At 42.1% G+C, this 21,368-nt stretch carries 17 protein-coding genes, 2 tRNA genes and 2 rRNA genes; 2 read left to right on the top strand and 19 right to left on the bottom strand.

Annotated features, from left to right (window positions below; genetic code table 11):
• Positions 1-37: 37 nt before the first annotated feature.
• The 5 genes from SM12261_RS02030 to rlmD all read right to left on the bottom strand — a co-directional run bounded on the left by SM12261_RS02030 (position 38) and on the right by rlmD (position 6,463).
• Positions 38-2,939 (bottom strand): 23S ribosomal RNA (locus tag SM12261_RS02030).
• A 124-nt stretch (positions 2,940-3,063) separates the two neighbouring features.
• Positions 3,064-3,136: transfer RNA gene (locus SM12261_RS02025), tRNA-Ala, on the bottom strand.
• Between the two features lie 51 nt (positions 3,137-3,187).
• Positions 3,188-4,733: ribosomal RNA gene (locus tag SM12261_RS02020) — 16S ribosomal RNA — on the bottom strand.
• The 16S and 23S rRNA genes sit together here with 2 tRNA genes alongside, the layout of an rRNA operon.
• 241 nt (positions 4,734-4,974) lie before the next feature.
• Positions 4,975-5,046: transfer RNA gene (locus tag SM12261_RS02015), tRNA-Glu, on the bottom strand.
• A 61-nt stretch (positions 5,047-5,107) separates the two neighbouring features.
• On the bottom strand, positions 5,108-6,463 hold the full coding sequence (gene rlmD, locus SM12261_RS02010) for a 23S rRNA (uracil(1939)-C(5))-methyltransferase RlmD (RefSeq protein ID WP_020903149.1): 1,356 nt from the start codon (positions 6,461-6,463) through the stop codon (positions 5,108-5,110).
• Positions 6,464-6,500: 37 nt separating this feature from the next.
• On the opposite strand from rlmD, the gene recX reads away from it, so the two are divergent.
• Together recX and ntdP are read left to right on the top strand one after the other, a co-directional pair.
• The gene (recX, locus tag SM12261_RS02005) at positions 6,501-7,277 is read left to right on the top strand and encodes a recombination regulator RecX (protein WP_049499824.1); all 777 of its coding nucleotides are present in this window, start codon (positions 6,501-6,503) and stop codon (positions 7,275-7,277) included.
• An 88-nt stretch (positions 7,278-7,365) separates the two neighbouring features.
• Positions 7,366-7,899 carry a nucleoside tri-diphosphate phosphatase gene (ntdP, locus tag SM12261_RS02000; protein ID WP_000775316.1) on the top strand — a complete coding sequence of 178 codons (534 nt, stop codon included), beginning with the start codon at positions 7,366-7,368 and terminating at the stop codon, positions 7,897-7,899.
• Between the two features lie 70 nt (positions 7,900-7,969).
• Here the strand turns inward: ntdP and SM12261_RS01995 are convergent, their stop codons facing one another.
• From SM12261_RS01995 to SM12261_RS01925, 14 genes are all read right to left on the bottom strand, one after another.
• Positions 7,970-8,737 carry an epoxyqueuosine reductase QueH gene (locus SM12261_RS01995; protein ID WP_000567554.1) on the bottom strand — a complete coding sequence of 256 codons (768 nt, stop codon included), beginning with the start codon at positions 8,735-8,737 and terminating at the stop codon, positions 7,970-7,972.
• A gap of 137 nt (positions 8,738-8,874) precedes the next feature.
• Positions 8,875-10,497 carry a chaperonin GroEL gene (gene groL / locus SM12261_RS01990; protein ID WP_000031580.1) on the bottom strand — a complete coding sequence of 541 codons (1,623 nt, stop codon included), beginning with the start codon at positions 10,495-10,497 and terminating at the stop codon, positions 8,875-8,877.
• Positions 10,498-10,512: 15 nt separating this feature from the next.
• Entirely contained in the window at positions 10,513-10,797 is a 285-nt protein-coding gene (groES, locus tag SM12261_RS01985; protein WP_000917337.1) for a co-chaperone GroES, read from the bottom strand.
• Between the two features lie 155 nt (positions 10,798-10,952).
• Positions 10,953-11,348: a single-stranded DNA-binding protein gene (locus tag SM12261_RS01980; RefSeq protein ID WP_000282464.1), complete on the bottom strand. Its 396-nt coding sequence runs from the start codon at positions 11,346-11,348 to the stop codon at positions 10,953-10,955.
• Between the two features lie 75 nt (positions 11,349-11,423).
• Complete coding sequence (locus SM12261_RS01975) at positions 11,424-12,185, bottom strand: SDR family NAD(P)-dependent oxidoreductase (protein ID WP_000165331.1); 762 nt, start codon at positions 12,183-12,185, stop codon at positions 11,424-11,426.
• Positions 12,186-12,226: 41 nt separating this feature from the next.
• Positions 12,227-12,853, bottom strand: a complete 627-nt coding sequence (gene ytpR, locus SM12261_RS01970; protein ID WP_000578319.1) for a YtpR family tRNA-binding protein — start codon at positions 12,851-12,853, stop codon at positions 12,227-12,229.
• A 15-nt stretch (positions 12,854-12,868) separates the two neighbouring features.
• Complete coding sequence (locus tag SM12261_RS01965) at positions 12,869-13,186, bottom strand: thioredoxin family protein (protein WP_000615777.1); 318 nt, start codon at positions 13,184-13,186, stop codon at positions 12,869-12,871.
• A complete protein-coding gene (locus SM12261_RS01960; protein WP_001013977.1) occupies positions 13,183-13,482 on the bottom strand; it encodes a DUF4651 domain-containing protein in 300 nt (99 codons plus the stop codon). Before SM12261_RS01960 ends, SM12261_RS01965 begins: the two co-directional genes overlap by 4 nt.
• 204 nt (positions 13,483-13,686) lie before the next feature.
• Positions 13,687-14,760 carry an N-acetylmuramoyl-L-alanine amidase family protein gene (locus tag SM12261_RS01950; RefSeq protein ID WP_161969979.1) on the bottom strand — a complete coding sequence of 358 codons (1,074 nt, stop codon included), beginning with the start codon at positions 14,758-14,760 and terminating at the stop codon, positions 13,687-13,689.
• Positions 14,761-14,879: 119 nt separating this feature from the next.
• Entirely contained in the window at positions 14,880-16,487 is a 1,608-nt protein-coding gene (locus SM12261_RS01945; RefSeq protein WP_000105246.1) for a CTP synthase, read from the bottom strand.
• A 237-nt stretch (positions 16,488-16,724) separates the two neighbouring features.
• Positions 16,725-17,312 (bottom strand): DNA-directed RNA polymerase subunit delta, encoded by a 588-nt coding sequence (gene rpoE, locus SM12261_RS01940; protein WP_000418405.1) that lies wholly within the window; start codon positions 17,310-17,312, stop codon positions 16,725-16,727.
• Positions 17,313-17,442: 130 nt separating this feature from the next.
• The gene (locus SM12261_RS09425; RefSeq protein WP_161969978.1) at positions 17,443-19,020 is read right to left on the bottom strand and encodes a hypothetical protein; all 1,578 of its coding nucleotides are present in this window, start codon (positions 19,018-19,020) and stop codon (positions 17,443-17,445) included.
• A gap of 70 nt (positions 19,021-19,090) precedes the next feature.
• Complete coding sequence (locus SM12261_RS01930; RefSeq protein ID WP_078228330.1) at positions 19,091-20,311, bottom strand: DNA cytosine methyltransferase; 1,221 nt, start codon at positions 20,309-20,311, stop codon at positions 19,091-19,093.
• Between the two features lie 190 nt (positions 20,312-20,501).
• Positions 20,502-21,368, bottom strand: coding sequence for a hypothetical protein (locus tag SM12261_RS01925; protein WP_078228331.1), 867 nt, complete (start codon positions 21,366-21,368; stop codon positions 20,502-20,504).

Here is a 21,368-nt window from a genome sequence, read left to right as displayed (position 1 = left end):
ACCAAGAAAACCGTTCGCTTTCATATTCTCAGTTACTTTGGATAAGTCCTCGAGCTATTAGTATTAGTCCGCTACATGTGTCGCCACACTTCCACTTCTAACCTATCTACCTGATCATCTCTCAGGGCTCTTACTGATATAAAATCATGGGAAATCTCATCTTGAGGTGGGTTTCACACTTAGATGCTTTCAGCGTTTATCCCTTCCCTACATAGCTACCCAGCGATGCCTTTGGCAAGACAACTGGTACACCAGCGGTAAGTCCACTCTGGTCCTCTCGTACTAGGAGCAGATCCTCTCAAATTTCCTACGCCCGCGACGGATAGGGACCGAACTGTCTCACGACGTTCTGAACCCAGCTCGCGTGCCGCTTTAATGGGCGAACAGCCCAACCCTTGGGACCGACTACAGCCCCAGGATGCGACGAGCCGACATCGAGGTGCCAAACCTCCCCGTCGATGTGAACTCTTGGGGGAGATAAGCCTGTTATCCCCAGGGTAGCTTTTATCCGTTGAGCGATGGCCCTTCCATACGGAACCACCGGATCACTAAGCCCGACTTTCGTCCCTGCTCGAGTTGTAGCTCTCGCAGTCAAGCTCCCTTATACCTTTACACTCTGCGAATGATTTCCAACCATTCTGAGGGAACCTTTGGGCGCCTCCGTTACCTTTTAGGAGGCGACCGCCCCAGTCAAACTGCCCGTCAGACACTGTCTCCGATAGGGATCACCTATCTGGGTTAGAGTGGCCATAACACAAGGGTAGTATCCCAACAACGTCTCCTTCGAAACTGGCGTCCCGATCTCATAGACTCCTACCTATCCTGTACATGTGGTACAGACACTCAATATCAAACTGCAGTAAAGCTCCATGGGGTCTTTCCGTCCTGTCGCGGGTAACCTGCATCTTCACAGGTACTAAAATTTCACCGAGTCTCTCGTTGAGACAGTGCCCAAATCATTACGCCTTTCGTGCGGGTCGGAACTTACCCGACAAGGAATTTCGCTACCTTAGGACCGTTATAGTTACGGCCGCCGTTTACTGGGGCTTCAATTCATACCTTCGCTTACGCTAAGCACTCCTCTTAACCTTCCAGCACCGGGCAGGCGTCACCCCCTATACATCATCTTACGATTTAGCAGAGAGCTGTGTTTTTGATAAACAGTTGCTTGGGCCTATTCACTGCGGCTGACTTAAAGTCAGCACCCCTTCTCCCGAAGTTACGGGGTCATTTTGCCGAGTTCCTTAACGAGAGTTCTCTCGCTCACCTGAGGCTACTCGCCTCGACTACCTGTGTCGGTTTGCGGTACGGGTAGAGTATGCTTAAACGCTAGAAGCTTTTCTTGGCAGTGTGACGTCACTAACTTCGCTACTAAACTTCGCTCCCCATCACAGCTCAATGTTACAGATATAAGCATTTGACTCATATCACACCTCACTGCTTAGACAGACACTTCCAATCGTCTGCTTTAGTTAGCCTACTGCGTCCCTCCATCACTACATACTCTAGTACAGGAATATCAACCTGTTGTCCATCGGATACACCTTTCGGTCTCTCCTTAGGTCCCGACTAACCCAGGGCGGACGAGCCTTCCCCTGGAAACCTTAGTCTTACGGTGGACAGGATTCTCACCTGTCTTTCGCTACTCATACCGGCATTCTCACTTCTATGCGTTCCAGCACTCCTCACGGTACACCTTCTTCACACATAGAACGCTCTCCTACCATACCTATAAAGGTATCCACAGCTTCGGTAAATTGTTTTAGCCCCGGTACATTTTCGGCGCAGGGTCACTCGACTAGTGAGCTATTACGCACTCTTTGAATGAATAGCTGCTTCTAAGCTAACATCCTAGTTGTCTGTGCAACCCCACATCCTTTTCCACTTAACAATTATTTTGGGACCTTAGCTGGTGGTCTGGGCTGTTTCCCTTTCGACTACGGATCTTAGCACTCGCAGTCTGACTGCCGACCATAATTCATTGGCATTCGGAGTTTATCTGAGATTGGTAATCCGGGATGGACCCCTCACCCAAACAGTGCTCTACCTCCAAGAATCTCTAATGTCGACGCTAGCCCTAAAGCTATTTCGGAGAGAACCAGCTATCTCCAAGTTCGTTTGGAATTTCTCCGCTACCCACAAGTCATCCAAGCACTTTTCAACGTGCCCTGGTTCGGTCCTCCAGTGCGTCTTACCGCACCTTCAACCTGCTCATGGGTAGGTCACATGGTTTCGGGTCTACGTCATGATACTAATCCGCCCTATTCAGACTCGGTTTCCCTACGGCTCCGTCTCTTCAACTTAACCTCGCATCATAACGTAACTCGCCGGTTCATTCTACAAAAGGCACGCTCTCACCCATTAACGGGCTCGAACTTGTTGTAGGCACACGGTTTCAGGTTCTATTTCACTCCCCTCCCGGGGTGCTTTTCACCTTTCCCTCACGGTACTGGTTCACTATCGGTCACTAGGGAGTATTTAGGGTTGGGAGATGGTCCTCCCAGATTCCGACGGGATTTCACGTGTCCCGCCGTACTCAGGATACTGCTAGGTACAAAGACTATTTTAAATACGAGGCTATTACTCTCTTTGGCTGATCTTCCCAAATCATTCTTCTATAATCTTTGAGTCCACATTGCAGTCCTACAACCCCGAAGAGTAAACTCTTCGGTTTGCCCTCCTGCCGTTTCGCTCGCCGCTACTAAGGCAATCGCTTTTGCTTTCTCTTCCTGCAGCTACTTAGATGTTTCAGTTCACTGCGTCTTCCTCCTCACATCCTTAACAGATGTGGGTAACAGGTAGTACCTGTTGGGTTCCCCCATTCGGAAATCCCTGGATCATCGCTTACTTACAGCTACCCAAGGCATATCGTCGTTTGTCACGTCCTTCTTCGGCTCCTAGTGCCAAGGCATCCACCGTGCGCCCTTATTAACTTAACCTTATTTTTTGACCTTTCAGTCATAAACTCTTATTAATACTACAGCGTTTTCGGTTTATTTTCTTGTTACTATTTGATATAGATATTCAATTTTCAATGTGCATTACTTGGTGATCTCTCACCAATGGAGCCTAGCGGGATCGAACCGCTGACCTCCTGCGTGCAAAGCAGGCGCTCTCCCAGCTGAGCTAAGGCCCCACAAGACCTCTCAAGACTAAACAAGACCAATGCGCAGTTCCTTATCCTTAGAAAGGAGGTGATCCAGCCGCACCTTCCGATACGGCTACCTTGTTACGACTTCACCCCAATCATCTATCCCACCTTAGGCGGCTGGCTCCTAAAAGGTTACCTCACCGACTTCGGGTGTTACAAACTCTCGTGGTGTGACGGGCGGTGTGTACAAGGCCCGGGAACGTATTCACCGCGGCGTGCTGATCCGCGATTACTAGCGATTCCGACTTCATGTAGGCGAGTTGCAGCCTACAATCCGAACTGAGACTGGCTTTAAGAGATTAGCTTGCCGTCACCGGCTTGCGACTCGTTGTACCAGCCATTGTAGCACGTGTGTAGCCCAGGTCATAAGGGGCATGATGATTTGACGTCATCCCCACCTTCCTCCGGTTTATTACCGGCAGTCTCGCTAGAGTGCCCAACTAAATGATGGCAACTAACAATAGGGGTTGCGCTCGTTGCGGGACTTAACCCAACATCTCACGACACGAGCTGACGACAACCATGCACCACCTGTCACCTCTGTCCCGAAGGAAAAATCTATCTCTAGAGCGGTCAGAGGGATGTCAAGACCTGGTAAGGTTCTTCGCGTTGCTTCGAATTAAACCACATGCTCCACCGCTTGTGCGGGCCCCGTCAATTCCTTTGAGTTTCAACCTTGCGGTCGTACTCCCCAGGCGGAGTGCTTAATGCGTTAGCTGCGGCACTAAACCCCGGAAAGGGTCTAACACCTAGCACTCATCGTTTACGGCGTGGACTACCAGGGTATCTAATCCTGTTTGCTCCCCACGCTTTCGAGCCTCAGCGTCAGTTACAAGCCAGAGAGCCGCTTTCGCCACCGGTGTTCCTCCATATATCTACGCATTTCACCGCTACACATGGAATTCCACTCTCCCCTCTTGCACTCAAGTTAAACAGTTTCCAAAGCGTACTATGGTTAAGCCACAGCCTTTAACTTCAGACTTATCTAACCGCCTGCGCTCGCTTTACGCCCAATAAATCCGGACAACGCTCGGGACCTACGTATTACCGCGGCTGCTGGCACGTAGTTAGCCGTCCCTTTCTGGTAAGATACCGTCACAGTGTGAACTTTCCACTCTCACACTCGTTCTTCTCTTACAACAGAGCTTTACGATCCGAAAACCTTCTTCACTCACGCGGCGTTGCTCGGTCAGACTTCCGTCCATTGCCGAAGATTCCCTACTGCTGCCTCCCGTAGGAGTCTGGGCCGTGTCTCAGTCCCAGTGTGGCCGATCACCCTCTCAGGTCGGCTATGTATCGTCGCCTTGGTGAGCCGTTACCCCACCAACTAGCTAATACAACGCAGGTCCATCTGGTAGTGATGCAATTGCACCTTTTAAGCAAATGTCATGCAACATCTACTCTTATGCGGTATTAGCTATCGTTTCCAATAGTTATCCCCCGCTACCAGGCAGGTTACCTACGCGTTACTCACCCGTTCGCAACTCATCCGGAGAAGCAAGCTCCTCCTTCAGCGTTCTACTTGCATGTATTAGGCACGCCGCCAGCGTTCGTCCTGAGCCAGGATCAAACTCTCATTAAAAGTTTGAGTTCTCACTCATTTCTGTCACTGACAGATTTATTGTTTTTTCATTGTTCAGTACTATAACCTTAGTTATAGTGCCCTGCACATTGGTTCGTCTTGTTCAGTTTTCAAAGGTCTTTGTCACTTGCTTCTCTCAAGTGACAACTATATTAGTATATCACAGTCGCTTTCGCTTGTCAACACTTTTTTGAAACTTTTTTAATCTTTTTTCATCAAGTGCCTCAACCGCAACATACCATAGTCCGTACGGGATTCGAACCCGTGTTACCGCCGTGAAAAGGCGGTGTCTTAACCCCTTGACCAACGGACCTGAGCTGTTATTTTCAACTCTTACTATTATACAGACTTTTTCTGACTTGTCAACTACTTTTTTAAACTTTTTTTATTAATTTTACAACAGCTTCCGTTCGAGCAGTGTGTGGGAACATATCAACCGACTGGATATAATGGAGATCATAGACTTCTACTAAACGTACTAAATCACGAGCCAAGGTCGAAACATTGCAAGAAATATAGACCATTTTTTCTGGTACATAGGTAAGAATAGTATCTAATAACTTATCATCCAGACCTGTACGTGGTGGATCCACAATCAGAGCATCTGCTCGGTAGCCTTCCTTGTACCAACGAGGAATAATCTCTTCTGCCGTTCCAGCTTCGTAATGTGTGTTGTCAAATCCCATTCTTTTAGCATTTCGCTTGGCATCTTCAATGGCTTCTGGAATAATATCCATACCTCTTAATGTTTTAACTTTCTTTGCGAAGGCAAATCCAATCGTTCCAACTCCACAATAAGCGTCAATCAAATGGTCTTCTTTATTAACATCCAAGGCTTTTACAGCCTCACTATAGAGGACTTCTGTTTGTTCAGGATTTAGTTGATAGAATGCTCGAGGAGATAGTGAAAATTCATAATCGAGTACACCTTCTTGAATACTCTCTTGTCCCCAGATAATCTCTGTCTTTTCACCATAAATCTCACTGGTTTTAGCTGTATTGGTATTAACAGCTACTGTCACAACTTCTGGAAAATCTTTAATTAAATCTTTTACCAGCAGGGTTAAATTAAGCTGACGATTTATAACAATAATAATCTGAACCTGTCCAGTCTTTCTTGCTCGTCGGACCATTATAGTTCTAACACCTAGAACTTTTCTCTCATCCGTGATTGGAATCTGGTGATAAGTAAGTAATTCTGCTAGACGATTAGCAATCACTTGGGTTTCCTTGTCTTGTACCAGGCAGTCTTTCAACTCTACTAAATAGTGAGAGCTTTGTGCATATAAGCCCGCCTTGACCTGATTTTTAAATTTTCGAGTCTGAAATTGTAACTTAGCACGATAGTACTTGGGTTCCTGCATTCCAATCGTCGGGCGGATTTCATAGTTTTCATATCCTGCAGGAGCAAATTTTTTCAGCGCTTGGTGAAGTAAGTCCGTCTTGAACTCCAGCTGCTTATCATAATGCAGGTGCATGATTTGGCAGCCTCCACATTCATTGTAAATAGTACAAGCCGGCACAACTCGAAATTTAGACTTCTTGTTGACCTTCAGTAATTTTGCCTCAACAAAGTTACGTTTAATAGAAGTAATCTGACAATAGATATCTTCTCCTTTGAGAGCACCAGGCACAAAGACTAATGTTTTTTGATAAAAGCCGATTCCCTCACCATTAATTCCCATGCGCTTAATTTTTAATGGTATTTTTTGTTTCACTTTCAGATTCATACCCCTATCTTATCACATTTTGAGTTATAATAGAACTATGAAAATCACAAAACTTGAAAAGAAAAAAAGACTCTATCTGATGGAGCTTGATAATGGCGACAAATGCTACATTACTGAAGATACTATTGTTCGTTTTATGTTATCAAGAGATAAGGTGATAAGTGAAGAAGAATTGAAAGATATTCAGGACTTTGCCCAATTTTCTTACGGTAAGAATCTAGCCCTCTACCACCTATCCTTTAAAGCACGTACTGAAAAAGAGGTCAGAGAATATCTGAAAAAATACGATATTGATGAAAACATCGTTTCTCAAGTCATTATTAATCTTAAAGAAGATAAGTGGATTAATGATGCTCAGTACGCTTATGCTATCATCAATGCCAATCAACTTTCAGGAGACAAGGGTCCTTATGTACTGACTCAGAAACTAGCTCAAAAAGGGATTTCAAAATCTACTATAGAAGAGAACTTGAAAGAATTTGATTTTTCTGAAGTTGCTCAACGTGTAGCTAATAAACTATTGAAAAAATATGAGGGAAAACTTCCAGCTCGTGCCTTGCAAGATAAGATAATCCAAAATCTGACCAACAAGGGGTTTTCCTATTCTGATGCTAAAACTGCTTTTGACCAGTTGGATAGTCAAGTTGATCAAGAAACGACTCAGGAACTCATCTTCAAGGAACTTGATAAGCAATATGCTAAGTATGCCCGAAAATATGAAGGATACGAACTTAAACAGCGTTTAACTCAAGTTTTAGCACGAAAAGGCTACGATTTTTCGGATATAGCAAGCGCTCTCAGAGAATATCTTTAATATTTTCATGTAAAATTCACAGATTTTAGGTAATTTTATGGTACAATAGTAAACGATAAACTTATAAATTGTAGAAAGTTGGTTAGTTATGAAGCTTCCAAAAGAAGGCGACTTTATTACAATTCAAAGTTATAAGCATGATGGGAGTCTCCACCGAACTTGGCGGGACACCATGGTACTAAAAACAACAGAAAACGCCATTATTGGTGTCAACGATCATACACTGGTTACCGAAAGTGATGGTCGTCGTTGGGTCACTCGAGAACCGGCTATTGTTTACTTTCACAAGAAATATTGGTTTAATATCATTGCCATGATTCGTGATAATGGAATTTCCTACTATTGCAATATGGCTAGCCCCTACTATCTGGATGAAGAAGCACTGAAGTATATTGATTACGATTTGGATGTTAAAATTTTTACAGATGGAGAGAAACGTCTCTTGGACGTTGAGGAGTATGAGCGTCACAAACGCAAAATGAATTATTCCGATGACTTGGACTATATTTTAAAAGAACATGTCAAAATTCTTGTTGATTGGATTAACAATGGACGAGGTCCTTTCTCAGAAGCCTATGTAAACATTTGGTACAAGCGCTATGTAGAACTAAAGAATCGGTAAAGTTGTCAAACTGGGGTTAAGACCCCGGTTTTTTTATTTTAAAAACCCAGCTTTACAGCTGGGGTGATTTCTATATATCTAATTTCGTAACAGTAAATTTGATGTGGGAATAGTCTTTTTCAACATCCTTATCCAGCAAGAAAGCTGTAGCATCTTTCTTAACCTGAACCAGGTCAATATTCTGAGCTTGGGCTGCATAGACACAACCACAATAACATTGACGGTAAATGTCATACTCTTCACACATCTCTACCGAACGTTTGTAGCCTTGATTTTTCTTGAAATCACTTGGAAGATAGTGGGTTGTATAAATTTTTTGCACATCGATTCCGATACTATTAATGGTTTGAGAATTCTTATGAGGACTGATGGTCAAGGCTGAGCCAAAGTAGTCAAAGCCCAAGTCCATAGCCACTTGAGCTGTCTTATCCAGTCGGTAGTCAAAGCAAACCTGGCAACGGTCGCCACCTTCAGGCTCTTCTTCCAAACCTCGAACCAGTTTACGATATTCGTTAGGTTCATAAGGAGCTTCTAGGTATTGAACGCTATTGCCAGTTCGCTCATTGAAATCACTGACAAACTTTTTAGTCACATAGGCACGCTTATGGTATTCTGCCTTGGGATGGATATTAGAATTGGCAAAATAGATTGTCACATCTGCATACTTGGTCAAATATTCGAGGGTATAGGTACTGCAAGGGGCACAGCAAACGTGCATGAGAATGGTTGGCCGTTGCTCATTTTTCTCCCATACTTGTACCATCTTCTGCATGACACGGTCATAATTAATCTTCTGATTGAGGTTCATCTTGCTCAGAATTTCTTCTACATCGATCATGTTCTTCTCCTTTTTATAGTCTTATTTTATCATATAAGTTAGGAGAGCTCAAATCTATTTAGAAGTGAATATCATAAAAAGGAGGAATAGCCATTCCCTCCTTTTGTGTTTTTTATAAGTTGTTTTCTATAGAAAGCTTACATCATCCCACCCATCATACTTGGATCCATTGCTGGAGCTGGGGCTGCTGGTTCTGGTTTATTGGCTACGACTGCTTCCGTAGTCAAAATCAAGCTGGCTACAGATGCTGCATTTTGTAGAGCTGAACGACTCACTTTAACTGGGTCGATAATCCCTTGATCAATCATGTTAACCCATTCGCCAGTTGCTGCATTGAAGCCTGTACCAACTTCAGCATTTTTCAAACGATCGATAACGATAGAGCCTTCAAATCCTGCATTGTGGGCGATTTGACGAACAGGTTCTTCCAAAGCACGGAGAACAATATTGCGACCCGTTGCTTCGTCTCCTGTTAATTCCAAATCAGCTACGGCAGGGATAACATTTACAAGGGCTGTTCCACCACCTGCAACGATTCCTTCTTCAACAGCTGCACGAGTAGCGTTGAGGGCATCTTCAATGCGGAGTTTCATTTCTTTCAACTCAGTTTCAGTTGCAGCTCCGACCTTGATGACTGCTACACCACCTGACAATTTCGCCAAGCGTTCTTGCAATTTTTCACGGTCAAATTCAGAAGTTGTGGTTTCGATTTGAGACTTGATAACTGCAACACGGTGAGAAATCGCTTCAGGATTTCCAGCACCTTCTACGATAACCGTGCTATCTTTGTCCACAGTTACTCTCGCTGCTTGACCAAGTGCTTCAATTGTAGCATCTTTCAACTCAAGACCTAGGTCTTCTGTGATAACTGTTCCGCCTGTTAAGATGGCAATGTCTTCAAGCATGGCTTTGCGACGGTCACCAAAACCAGGTGCCTTGACTGCTACCACGTTGAAGGTTCCACGAATCTTGTTCAAAACAAGAGTTGGAAGAGCTTCGCCATCTACATCATCCGCAATAATCAAGAGTGGACGATTGCTTTGGAGAATACTTTCTAGGAGTGGCAAGATTTCTTGGATATTTGAAATCTTCTTATCAGTAATCAAAATGTATGGATTTTCAAGATCAGCTACCATTTTTTCGCTATCTGTCACCATGTACTGTGAAAGGTAACCGCGGTCAAACTGCATTCCTTCAACAACTTCAAGCTCTGTTTCCATACCACGTGACTCTTCGATAGTGATGACTCCATCTTTGCCAACTTTTTCCATAGCTTCAGAGATGTATTCACCGACTTTTTCAGAACGAGAAGAGACGGCTGCAACTTGAGCGATAGCTTCTTTGTTGGCAACAGGAATAGCATTGTTTTTCAAGGCTTCAACTGCTGCAGCAACTGCTGTTTCAATCCCACGACGAATGCCAATTGGATTGGCACCTGCAGTGACGTTTTTGATTCCTTCACGGACGATAGCTTGGGTCAAGACTGTTGCAGTCGTAGTCCCGTCACCTGCGATATCATTGGTTTTAGAAGCTACTTCTGATACCAATTTGGCACCCATATTTTCAAAATGGTCTTCCAATTCGATTTCTTTGGCAATAGTCACACCGTCATTGGTAATCAAGGGTGAACCGAATGACTTTTCAAGAACGACATTACGGCCTTTTGGTCCCAAGGTTACTTTAACAGTGTCTGCAAGGATATCGACACCACGGACCATAGCTGAACGGGCATCAGATGAAAATTTAATTTCTTTTGACATACTTACTTTCTCCTTCTATTTTTCAATGATAGCCAAGATGTTAGCTTCGCCTACGATGATGTACTTTTCATCGCCATCTTTGACATCAAGACCTGCGTGTGCTTCAACCAAGACACGGTCTCCAGCTTTAACACTTGGAGCAACCAAGTCACCGTTCAAGGTACGAACACCTTGTCCAGTAGCCACAACTTGAGCTGTTTTGGTTTTTTCTTGGGCTGAACCTGCGAGGACAAAACCTCCAACAGTTTGTTCTTTTTCTTCTACTTTTAAGACCACACGGTCCCCTAATGGTTTCAACATCTGATTTCCTCCATAATGAGATAGATATCATTAGCACTCTTTACACTTGAGTGCTAATTCATAGTTCTATTGTATCACTTGGTCAGAAATAGTCAAGAAAAAAGTCTGACTTTCTCAATATAAAAAGCCTGAGACCAACTCAGACTTTTTAATGCTTAAAATGGCAATTCTTCCTCTTCCAAAACCAAATCCGCCAAATCTTGTCCTGCATTATTTTCACGCATGGCACGTTGAGCACGACTTTCCAAGAGTTGGAATCCTGTCACAAGGACTTCAGTCACATAGTTCATCTGACCATTTTTCTCAAAACGACGGGTACGAAGTTCTCCATCCACAGAGATAAGACTACCTTTAGTTGCGTAGCTGGCCAAGCTTTCTGCTAGTTTGCCCCATAGAACCATATTGACAAAGTCAGCTTCGCGCTCCCCATTTTGGTCTTTGTAACGACGGTTCACAGCGATAGTTGCTCGCGCTACTGACTTGTCATTGTTGGTTTTGTGCAATTCTGGTGTAGACGTCAAACGCCCAATCATGATAACTTTATTATACATATTTTTTCCTCCTACTTATCTATTCGCAGAAAATCAAAAAAGTTACAGAAATTTGTAACTTTTCGAGGAAATTTTTTACTTTTTATGAACCATGAAACCTGTCGCCTGTTGATTGGCCATAATGGTCATATCTGTAATCTGCACACGACGAGGTTGACTGGTCACATAGACTACTGTGTCTGCAATATCCTGAGCTTGCAAGGCTTCTATTCCTTGGTAAACGGACGCAGCTCTCTCTTTATCACCATGAAAACGTACCGTAGAAAAATCTGTTTCGACAATTCCCGGTTGAATAGTCGTCACCTTGATATCCGTTGCGATGGTATCAATTCGCAGACCATCTGAAAAGGTCTTAACCGCTGCCTTGGTAGCTGAATAAACTGCTGCACCCGCATAGGCATAAATTCCTGCGGTTGAGCCCATATTGATGATATGTCCTTGATTGGCTTTTACCATTGCTGGCAAGAAACAGCGAGTGACTGCCATCAAACCTTTGACATTGGTATCCAACATGGTCAGCATATCCAACTCTTCATAGTTTTGATATGGAGCCAAGCCAAGAGCCAAACCTGCGTTATTGACCAGAATATCAATCTGACCTATCGTTTCTAGAATATCAGAGCAGACAGTCTTTACCATGGTCATATCTGTGACATCTAGCGAAAAAGTCCAAACTGTCTGATTTGGGAAGGCTTCTGCAAACTCCGACTTAAGGGCTTCTAGTCTATCTGTCCGTCGACCTGTTAAAACGATATTCTCACCCTGCTCCAGATAAGCACGCGCAATCGCTTCACCGATTCCTGATGTCGCCCCTGTAATCACAACATTTTTTGTCATCTTATTTCCTTCTAGCTGGTCTATCAGATACTGACAACTTCCTAGGTAGTCCAGTGTTTAGCTGGATCAAATGGAGTTCCAACAACTTGGTCTTCTGATAATTCAATAATACCACGCTTTTGCGGAGCATTTGGCAAGGCAAGTTCACGAGGGCTACACATCATGCCAAAACTCTTTTCGCCACGAAGCTCACCTGGGAAAATAAGATTGCCTTTGGGCATCATAGCTCCAGGAAGAGCCACAATGGTTTTCAACCCGACACGCGCATTGGGAGCCCCTGCAACGATTTGCACTGTCTTGTCACTTGCGACTGCAACTTGGCAGATGTTGAGGTGGTCACTATCTGGATGGGCTACCATCTCAACAATTTCACCAACAACAAACTTAGGTTCCTTGTCATTAACAATTTCTTCTGTAAAGCCTTCTGCCTGTAATTCTTGGTTCAAACGAGCGACTTGCTCATCTGATAAAAATACTTGACCGCGCTCTGCGATTTCAAAGAAAGTTGAAACTTCGAAAATATTCCACGCCACTGTTTCCCCATTATCTTTGAGAAAAACACGGGCTACCTTGCCTTTGCGCTCCACATCCAGTTTGGCATCTCCGCTATTTTTCACGATGACCATAAGGACATCACCGACATATTCTTTATTATATGTAAAAATCATTGTTTCCTTTTTCTCCTATTTCAGTCCTGCTAAAAAGTCGTTAATTTGTTGCTTGCTTTTACGGTCGCGATTAACAAAACGACCAATTTCCTTGTCTTTTTCTAGAACAACAAGGCTAGGAATTCCGTAAACATCCCAGAGTTTGGCTAAATCCATGTACTGGTCTCGGTCCACCCGAATAAAGGTGAACTCTGGATTGGTCTCCTCAATTTCTGGCAAGGCAGGATAGATATAACGGCAATCGCCACACCAGTCCGCCACAAAAAGAAAAACCTTCTTGCCATCTTTTTCTACTAAAGATGCTAATTCTTCTAAACTTGCTGGTTGTATCATAAGACTTCCTCCTCATAGACTAGGTCTTCATGTTCATAGACAAAGGTATAATGACGGCCATCCTCAAAAATGACGCCACCAACCAAGCTCTCTAGACTGCTTTCATAGACTTGAACATAGAGGGTCGCAATTTCCCCCATGTCTGAAAAATGGTCTCGCACAATCGCTGTCAACTCTTCCTGAGTCTTCCTGAGCTTACGGTCATCTGCAACTTTTTTCGTAGCAAGGGCAAGGCTTCCAATACCTAGCAGAGCCAAGCCTGCCATCCACATTTTTTTAGCTTTCATACCATTCATTTTAACACAAAAAAGGCTTTAGGACAAATGAGGAAACAGAAAAAAAGCAAGTAAAAAGCCCCTTCCTTTAAGGAAAAGGACTTCTTATACTCAATGAAAATCAAAGAGCAAACTAGGAAGCTAGCCGCAGATTGCTCAAAGCAGCGTTTTGAGGTTGTGGATAAAGCTGACGTGGTTTGAAGAGATTTTCGAAGAGTATTATTCTTATTGCCAGGCACCTGAGTTGCCAACGTAGTAACCATCAGGCGTGTAGGTATTGCGAAGCATCTTACCTGATGAAGACAGATAATACCACTTACCATTGTCTTTGACCCAATCATTCGCTAGCATGGCACCAGAAGAACTTACATAATACCATTCTCCCTTGTCATAAACCCAAGCGCTTGCTTTCATAGCTCCTGAAGTTGATAAATAGTACCACTTGCCTTGGTCGTAAAGCCAATCACTAGCAATCATAGCTCCTGATGATTTAAAGGCATACCAGTTACCACCTTGATAGAGCCAAGTTTGATTGAACATGACTCCTTTATCATTCATAAAGTACCAAGTTCCCTTGTCTTTAACCCAAGTATTCTGTACTAATTGACCTTGTTTTTGATAGTACCAGTTTTGGTTTGATTTTAGCCAGCTTTCTGCTTTTACAATCGGATAAAGTTCTTTGAAAGATCCTCCATCATATTTATGACTGATAGACTTTAGTTTTTCAAGTTTCAACTCGCCATTGTCATAATCTGTCCAAGCAAAGACTTTTTGACCATTGACAGTCTCTGGTAAGGTAGCAGTGTAAGTCTTGGTTTGATAATCCCATTTAGCATCGAGGTAAGTGTATTGATCATTCGATTCTTCAATACGATAGTAACCTCTCTTTCCACTATCATTATGAATATCATCCACAACTTTCGTTGACCAGGTCTTCACTTCGTTTCCGCTCTTGGCCTCTACCTTGATATCTCCTCTATAGCCATATGGAACATAAAAATTCAGGTAACGCCCTTCTTCCCCGATCATAGACTTGTCCTTTTCTTGACCTAGGAAATTGACAGTCTGATCTTGACCATTGAGACTAACTGTCCACTCGATTTTCTCGGTTTTTGGCAAATCCAAGACTTTGATATCCACTTCATGACCATTGTTAAACCGAAGAATCTTGCCATCTTGATACTGTACTCCACACTTAACAACCCATTCTTCTTTAAGCTCAAATGCCTGCCCTGAATGAGGTGAAACTAGCAAAGCTAAACCTGCTAGAGACAAACCAAATAGTGTGATTTTTTTCATTGTAGTTCCTCCTTAGTCGTTATTATGTTAATTATATCACTATGTTTTTATTTTGCAACTCATATCCTAAATATACAAGTAAAAAACCTCTGAGATTGTTCTCAAAGATTTTTTGCTTGCTAATTACTGTTCTCAACTGCTGCAGTGACAAAGGCAGTGTAGAGTTCTTCTGGACGATTTGGACGGCTTGACAGTTCAGGGTGATACTGACACGCTACAAAGAATTTATTTTCAGGAATTTCCACAATTTCGACCAAACGATTGTCTGGAGAAACACCTGAGAAGACAAAGCCTGCTGCCTCAAACTGCTCACGGAAGGCGTTGTTAAACTCATAACGGTGACGGTGACGGCGTTGCACCACTTCTTGATTGTGATAAGCAGCCGCTGCCTTAGATCCACGCTTCAACTTAGATGGATAAAGTCCCAAGCGAAGGGTTCCCCCCATATCCTCAACATCAATCTGATCACGCATGATATCAATGATAGGATATTTTGTTTCTGGTGCAAGTTCTGCTGAATTGGCACCTTCAAGACCCAAAACGTGACGAGCAAACTCGATACATGTCAACTGCATTCCCAAGCAGACTCCCAACATTGGAACATCATTCTCACGCGCATAGCGGATGGCTTGGATTTTCCCTTCCGTACCACGTTGACCAAATCCACCTGGTACGATGATTCCATCCGCATCAGACAAGAGTTCTGCCACATTCTCTGCTGTCACATCATTGGCATTGATCCAATTGATTTTAACTTCTGCGTCGTTGGCATAACCAGAGTGTTTCAAAGCTTCAACTACAGAGATGTAGGCATCCTGCAACTCCACATACTTACCGACAAGGGAAATTTTAACTTGTTTCTTGAGGTTCATGACCTTGTCTACCATAGCTGACCATTCTGTCATATCCGCTACTGGTGCATCTAATTTCAAATGGTCACAGACAATTTGGTCCATACCTTGTGCCTGCAAGTTCAATGGAATTTGGTAAAGGTGCTCAACATCCAACGATTCGATAACGGCTTCTGGTGCCACATCACAGAACTGGGCCAGTTTGTTTTTAATTCCTTGACCAGCTGGCTCTTCTGTACGAATAACCAACATATTTGGCTGGATTCCCAATCCACGCAATTCTTTTACAGAGTGTTGAGTTGGTTTGGTCTTCATTTCACCAGCAGCCTTGAGGTAAGGAAGCAGGGTTGTATGGATATACATGACATTATCCGCACCCACATCCGCCTTCATCTGACGAAGGGCCTCTAAGAATGGCAAGGACTCAATATCCCCAACAGTTCCACCAACCTCTGTGATAATGACATCAGAATCAGTCGTTAGAGCGGCACGCTTGATTTTTTCTTTTAAAGCATCTGTGATATGAGGAATAACCTGAACAGTTGCCCCAAGGTATTCTCCACGACGTTCCTTACGAAGAACTTCACTGTAAATTTTACCAGTAGTCACGTTGGAATATTTGTTAAGATTGATATCGATGAAACGTTCATAGTGACCCAAGTCCAAATCTGTCTCAGCTCCGTCATCTGTCACAAAAACTTCCCCGTGCTGGTAAGGACTCATAGTTCCCGGATCGATATTGATATAAGGATCAAACTTTTGAATGGTTACTTTGAGACCACGATTTTTCAAGAGACGGCCTAGACTCGCTGCGACAATCCCTTTCCCAATAGACGATACCACACCACCAGTTACAAAAATATATTTCGTAGACATAGATTCCTCTTTCTAAAATGCTCAAGGCCTTGTTAACTACAAGGGGACATAGAAAACAAGACCCTACTAATAAGAATAATCTGGGACGACTGCACCAGATTCACAACTAAAATACAAGAAGATAACTTCTTTAAAAAAACAAAAATAGCTCCCTAAGAACTAGGGAGCCCCGACCTCTAAAAGAGGTGCCCGAACAATATGATACCTAAAATTAGGATAATTGTCAATAGCTAACTTTTATTCCTCGATGTTTTCAGCATCATCATCTGAAAACTCGTCGTCTTCTTCGTTAAGATCCACATCTTCACCCAAGTCATCTGGAGCGATTTCGTTGATTTCTGCATCGTAAGCTTCCACTTCATTTTTCTCATCATCTGGATTTTCATCATCGTATGAAAGAGCTGGATCTGCTTCGTATGCGTCTTCATCTTCTGGATCATCTGCATTGTAGTCAATAGCATCTGAATCGCCGTCCATGAAGGCATTGACACGTTTTTTCTTAGCTTTTGGTGCTACTTCATCGTCATCATTTTCTTCAAGAGCGATGATTTCTTCGTCGATTTCGTCTACACCATACCATGAACGAAGCCCCCATTTGTTGTCTCCAAGTGAGATGAAGCTACCGTCAAAGTTCAACTCTGTGTAGAACAAAGGCAAGGCTTCACGGATATCGCTGTTTGATGTCCCAAGGTAGTTTTGAATTTCGTTTACAAGATCGCTAAAATGCATCTCATGGTCTCGACCACGAAGTTCCAAGATAGCACGCGCTACCTCAATCATAGATAGTTCACTTTTTTCTTGCCCAGCAAATACTTCTAATTCCAAAGCGTTTCTCCTCATTTATACTACTATCGCCAGAGCGAACAGACTCTGACCTCATTTTATCATTTACTCTTTATTTTACGATAATTTTGCAGAATAGTCAAAGGTTAAGGGGGAGAAAGTGACAGGACTTTTATTTCTTTTCTACCCAGCCAATAGCATCGCTAGGTGGATTTTCGGTATCAATCCAGATAAATTCAATACCGACTTCTCCATTTTTAAACTTAGTCAAACGAATTCCGTTGATTTCCAGTTCATTGAGTCGTTGGCCTGTCAAGACTTCTCGTTCTTTCAACTGGAAAACACCACGCAAAATCCAATTTCCAAGAATTTCTTGCTTATCAGTTGACTGAATCGCCTTCCCAGCTTCTTGGTTTATATAGGCATCGATGACATCTCCGGAAGGTAAAAATCGTAACTTAAAAGTTCTTTCTTCTTTGGATAGAGCTAGTTTTTTAGTGTCAGGTTCAAAACATCCAAATCCTGGACCAAAGAAATCCGGTCTTTCATCATGGAAATTCTTGGAGTCAGGCAGAGGAATGTAAACTTCGCTGACTGGACGATAGACGAGTTGTTCAATCTCTTTAATGAGTTTTTCATTGCCAGTATTATGCACAAAGTGAATCAAGTCCTCACGAATAGTCTTCATCTGAACTTTTTCTTCCTTGCTAGTCCACTTTTTCAAGAGGATTTCTTCTAAAGAGAAGGTCACAAAAGCTAGTTCTTCTGGAGCTAAATTGTCTTTGAATTTATTCTGAATCTTTAGAATCCGCGGCAGACGATCTTTCTTAGCTAGTTTTGATCCACCATTAAAAGCATTGAAACCAGAGTTTTCTTCCACGTTTCCATGTTTGTCTGTGATAACCCAAGACACGGTTTCTAGGATATCGGATTGTCCCTTTTCAGCGGTCAGTAAATGAAGATTTTCAAAGAGAGAAAAAGGATCTTCGATATAATGCACATCCCAAGTATCTACCACAATGTCCTTATTGTTAAAAGTCATGTGGAGCTGGCTGTCAGCTGCCGTGTACTTGTAGTGGTGTTGCCCATCCGTAAAACGAAAATTGGTTGGATTATTTTTGGTGGTTGAGCCTTCAATGACCAGATTATCAATATCTACTGGTAAATAAGATGTCTCACCGACAAAAATCCTTGGATTTTCTCCTTTTGGTGTCGGCATCAAGACGTGGTAAACAGCTTCAACATTGACTGATTCCGAGTTAAATCCCTTGATTTGCGCCTTAGAAGACTCTATTCTCTGATTCCTCAAAGTCGCAATCTTTCTTGCCAATTCTTCATATCTTTGATAGTTTTCCTTGTCTGCAGCTTCTTTATCAGCTGAAATATCCGCATGAAACTTGATATCACCCAATAAGTCCGTCCAAGATTGAGAATCTTTCTTGAACTGGGCAATTTTTTGGTCTCCTGAATTGATTCCAAAAGACTTGATACCCACTAGGTATTTATGATTTTCATCCACAACGACAGAAGCATCATAGGAAGTATTGGCGATATCTTCCCCAACAGCATTAAAAGCCTTCTGGAAAACAGTCTCCTGAAATTTGGAGTTGACGATAGGAGCAACATAATTCTCCGTTTGTCCCTCGTCTTCGGATTCTGCCTTTTGAGAGAAAGCTTGGCTCAAGCTAGCGAAGTTGGTAATTAAAGTTTTGTATTTGTTTTTTTGTTCAGACTTTAGATGTTCCCACATAAGCACCCTCTTTTCTATTTTCAGTATATCAAAAGAAGATTAGTTTTTCACTAACCCTCTTATATATTCGTTAATTAATACTGTAAAATTCGAGATTACCTCGTTTTTTTACAAGTCTCAAATAGTCTTCATCTGACAGAAGAGCTAAACCATCATCACAAGCCTTGATTTTTTCAAGTGCCTGGTCATAGCTATCTACAAAGTCCTTGACATAGGATTGCCCTTCAAACTGGCCATTCATCTTGGTGTAGATAATGGCAAATTTTCCTGAGCGGTCAAGTTGAGAATGTCCTTGGCTTTCGTTCAAAGCCTTGGCAATATTCTCCGCGATGCGTTTAATCACGGGAACGACTACACTATTTCCAGCCTGCTTGTAGAGCTGACCATTGGAAACCCCTTCTGGGATTTTAAATGATTTAGGATAGCCTTGAACATTAAAGGTCTCTTTGGGAGTCAACTTACGAATCTCACCACTATCTGTCAGAATCAATGGAACGTTATGTCCACCTGTTCCCATATTGGCTGTTAGGGTAGGGACAACGCCATTTTTATTTTCACGGACATACTGACGGCGCCACTGGTAAACTGTATCTTGACTGGTGACTTCAAACTTCAACTGGTCGTAGAAATTCTGCTTACCTTCACGATAGTAGTAGACCTCATCTAGCTTATCGCCAAAGTTAATGACGTCTTGAAGAGTCGTAGTCAGCTTGATTTCCTCTGGGAATTCAAACAAGTCATAAGCTTCCTTAGTATCAAAACCGACAATGTAGATCCGCTCACGGTTTTGTGGGATATTTCCGTAGTCTTTCCCATTGAGAACCTTCCACTTAATGAAGTAGTTGTTCTCCGTCAAGGCTTCACGAATAACCTTGAAGGTATTGCCATGGTCATGACCGACCATGTTTTTGACGTTTTCTATGAAAATAGCGCGAGGTTTACGCCCCTCAATCATGCGAAGCAACTCAAAGAAAAGATCGCCACGATCATCATCAAAGCCCTTACGATAACCCGCAATACTAAAGGCCTGACAAGGGAAACCTCCCATAATCACATCCACGCGCTCAGCCGGGATGTCCTCTGGCTGAACATCGTGAATATCACGACCATCCAAAAAGGTATCTGGATGGTTTAACTGATAAGTCTGACGCGCATACTTATCAAATTCATTGGCATACACCACTCTGAACTCGTTGGTCTGTTCAAATCCCAACTCAATCCCTCCAACACCTGAGAAGAAAGCTGCAATGTTGTACTTCTCAGGTCGGTTCAAACTTACAGAATTTGTCATGTAGTTACCTGCTTTCTAGAAATGTTAGTTATATTAGTAGTATTTTGATAATTTGCAAATAATTGTATTTTATCTTTTTATTGGATATAAAAAGATCTATTTGTACCCATATTTTTACTTGCTCCTATGGATTTATCAACAATTTCCTATCTTTATTAATTTCCTGTTATACAATTATGTACTTTCATCATTAATGTTTATTATTGATTATTCTTTTTGGTCTTGATCTTACCAATGCTTTCACTCGTTCTGATAGATGTATCAATAATTTTCTCTCTTCGTTAATTTCCTCTTCTACAATTTGTATACTTTTATCATCAATATTTGATATCACATATCCTTTTACATCATTAAATTCTTCTTTAGAATGAGCTAATGAATTCCGTTTATCTATCATTCGCATCCAATCATTCAATAATGATTTGTTGAGGGTTTTATCACGTTTACTAAGATGATTATTTTTAAAATCTCCGTATAGAGATTTATAATTTCTAGAATCTGCCAAGTCAACCTTTAATATTTTTTTTAATTCATATTCTATCTCAGCATTTTCACTCATATACTCTCCTCTAAGAGCATTTAGTTCATCCCATTTTGATAGACTAATTTCAATGGCTTTCTGAAATTCACGTTTAATTACTTCATCACTAGGAGAGGATAAGTTGATAATCATAGTATTATTTAATAATCCTAGATTATCTTCCTTATTAATTTTTGTTATTACTGTCTCCTTTATCTCATCATAATTTTTTGAATAAAGAATAAAAAATTGCTTATAGTTTTCTCGACTTCTTACATCACTTAAAAAGTCAATGCCATTATCAATACCATTCGCATATTCTTCTCCTAAATTAAAATCAGATATAAAAAAATCGATTCTTTTAGAACTATCATCCAAAACTTTTCTGGCATCTCCAATGCTTTCACATAAATAACAATTATCTGTTAATAATTGATAACCTTTATCTTCTATAGCTTTGTTTACTATTTTTAAATAGTCGTGAAAAGCATCTTCCATCTCATCTTCTAACCAAATAATACTAATATCTCTACGCAT

The organism is Streptococcus mitis NCTC 12261, assembly GCF_000148585.2.
GTDB lineage: Bacteria > Bacillota > Bacilli > Lactobacillales > Streptococcaceae > Streptococcus > Streptococcus mitis.
Note: the sequence above shows the minus strand (reverse complement) of the source record. Positions and strands in the feature narration are given on the sequence as shown.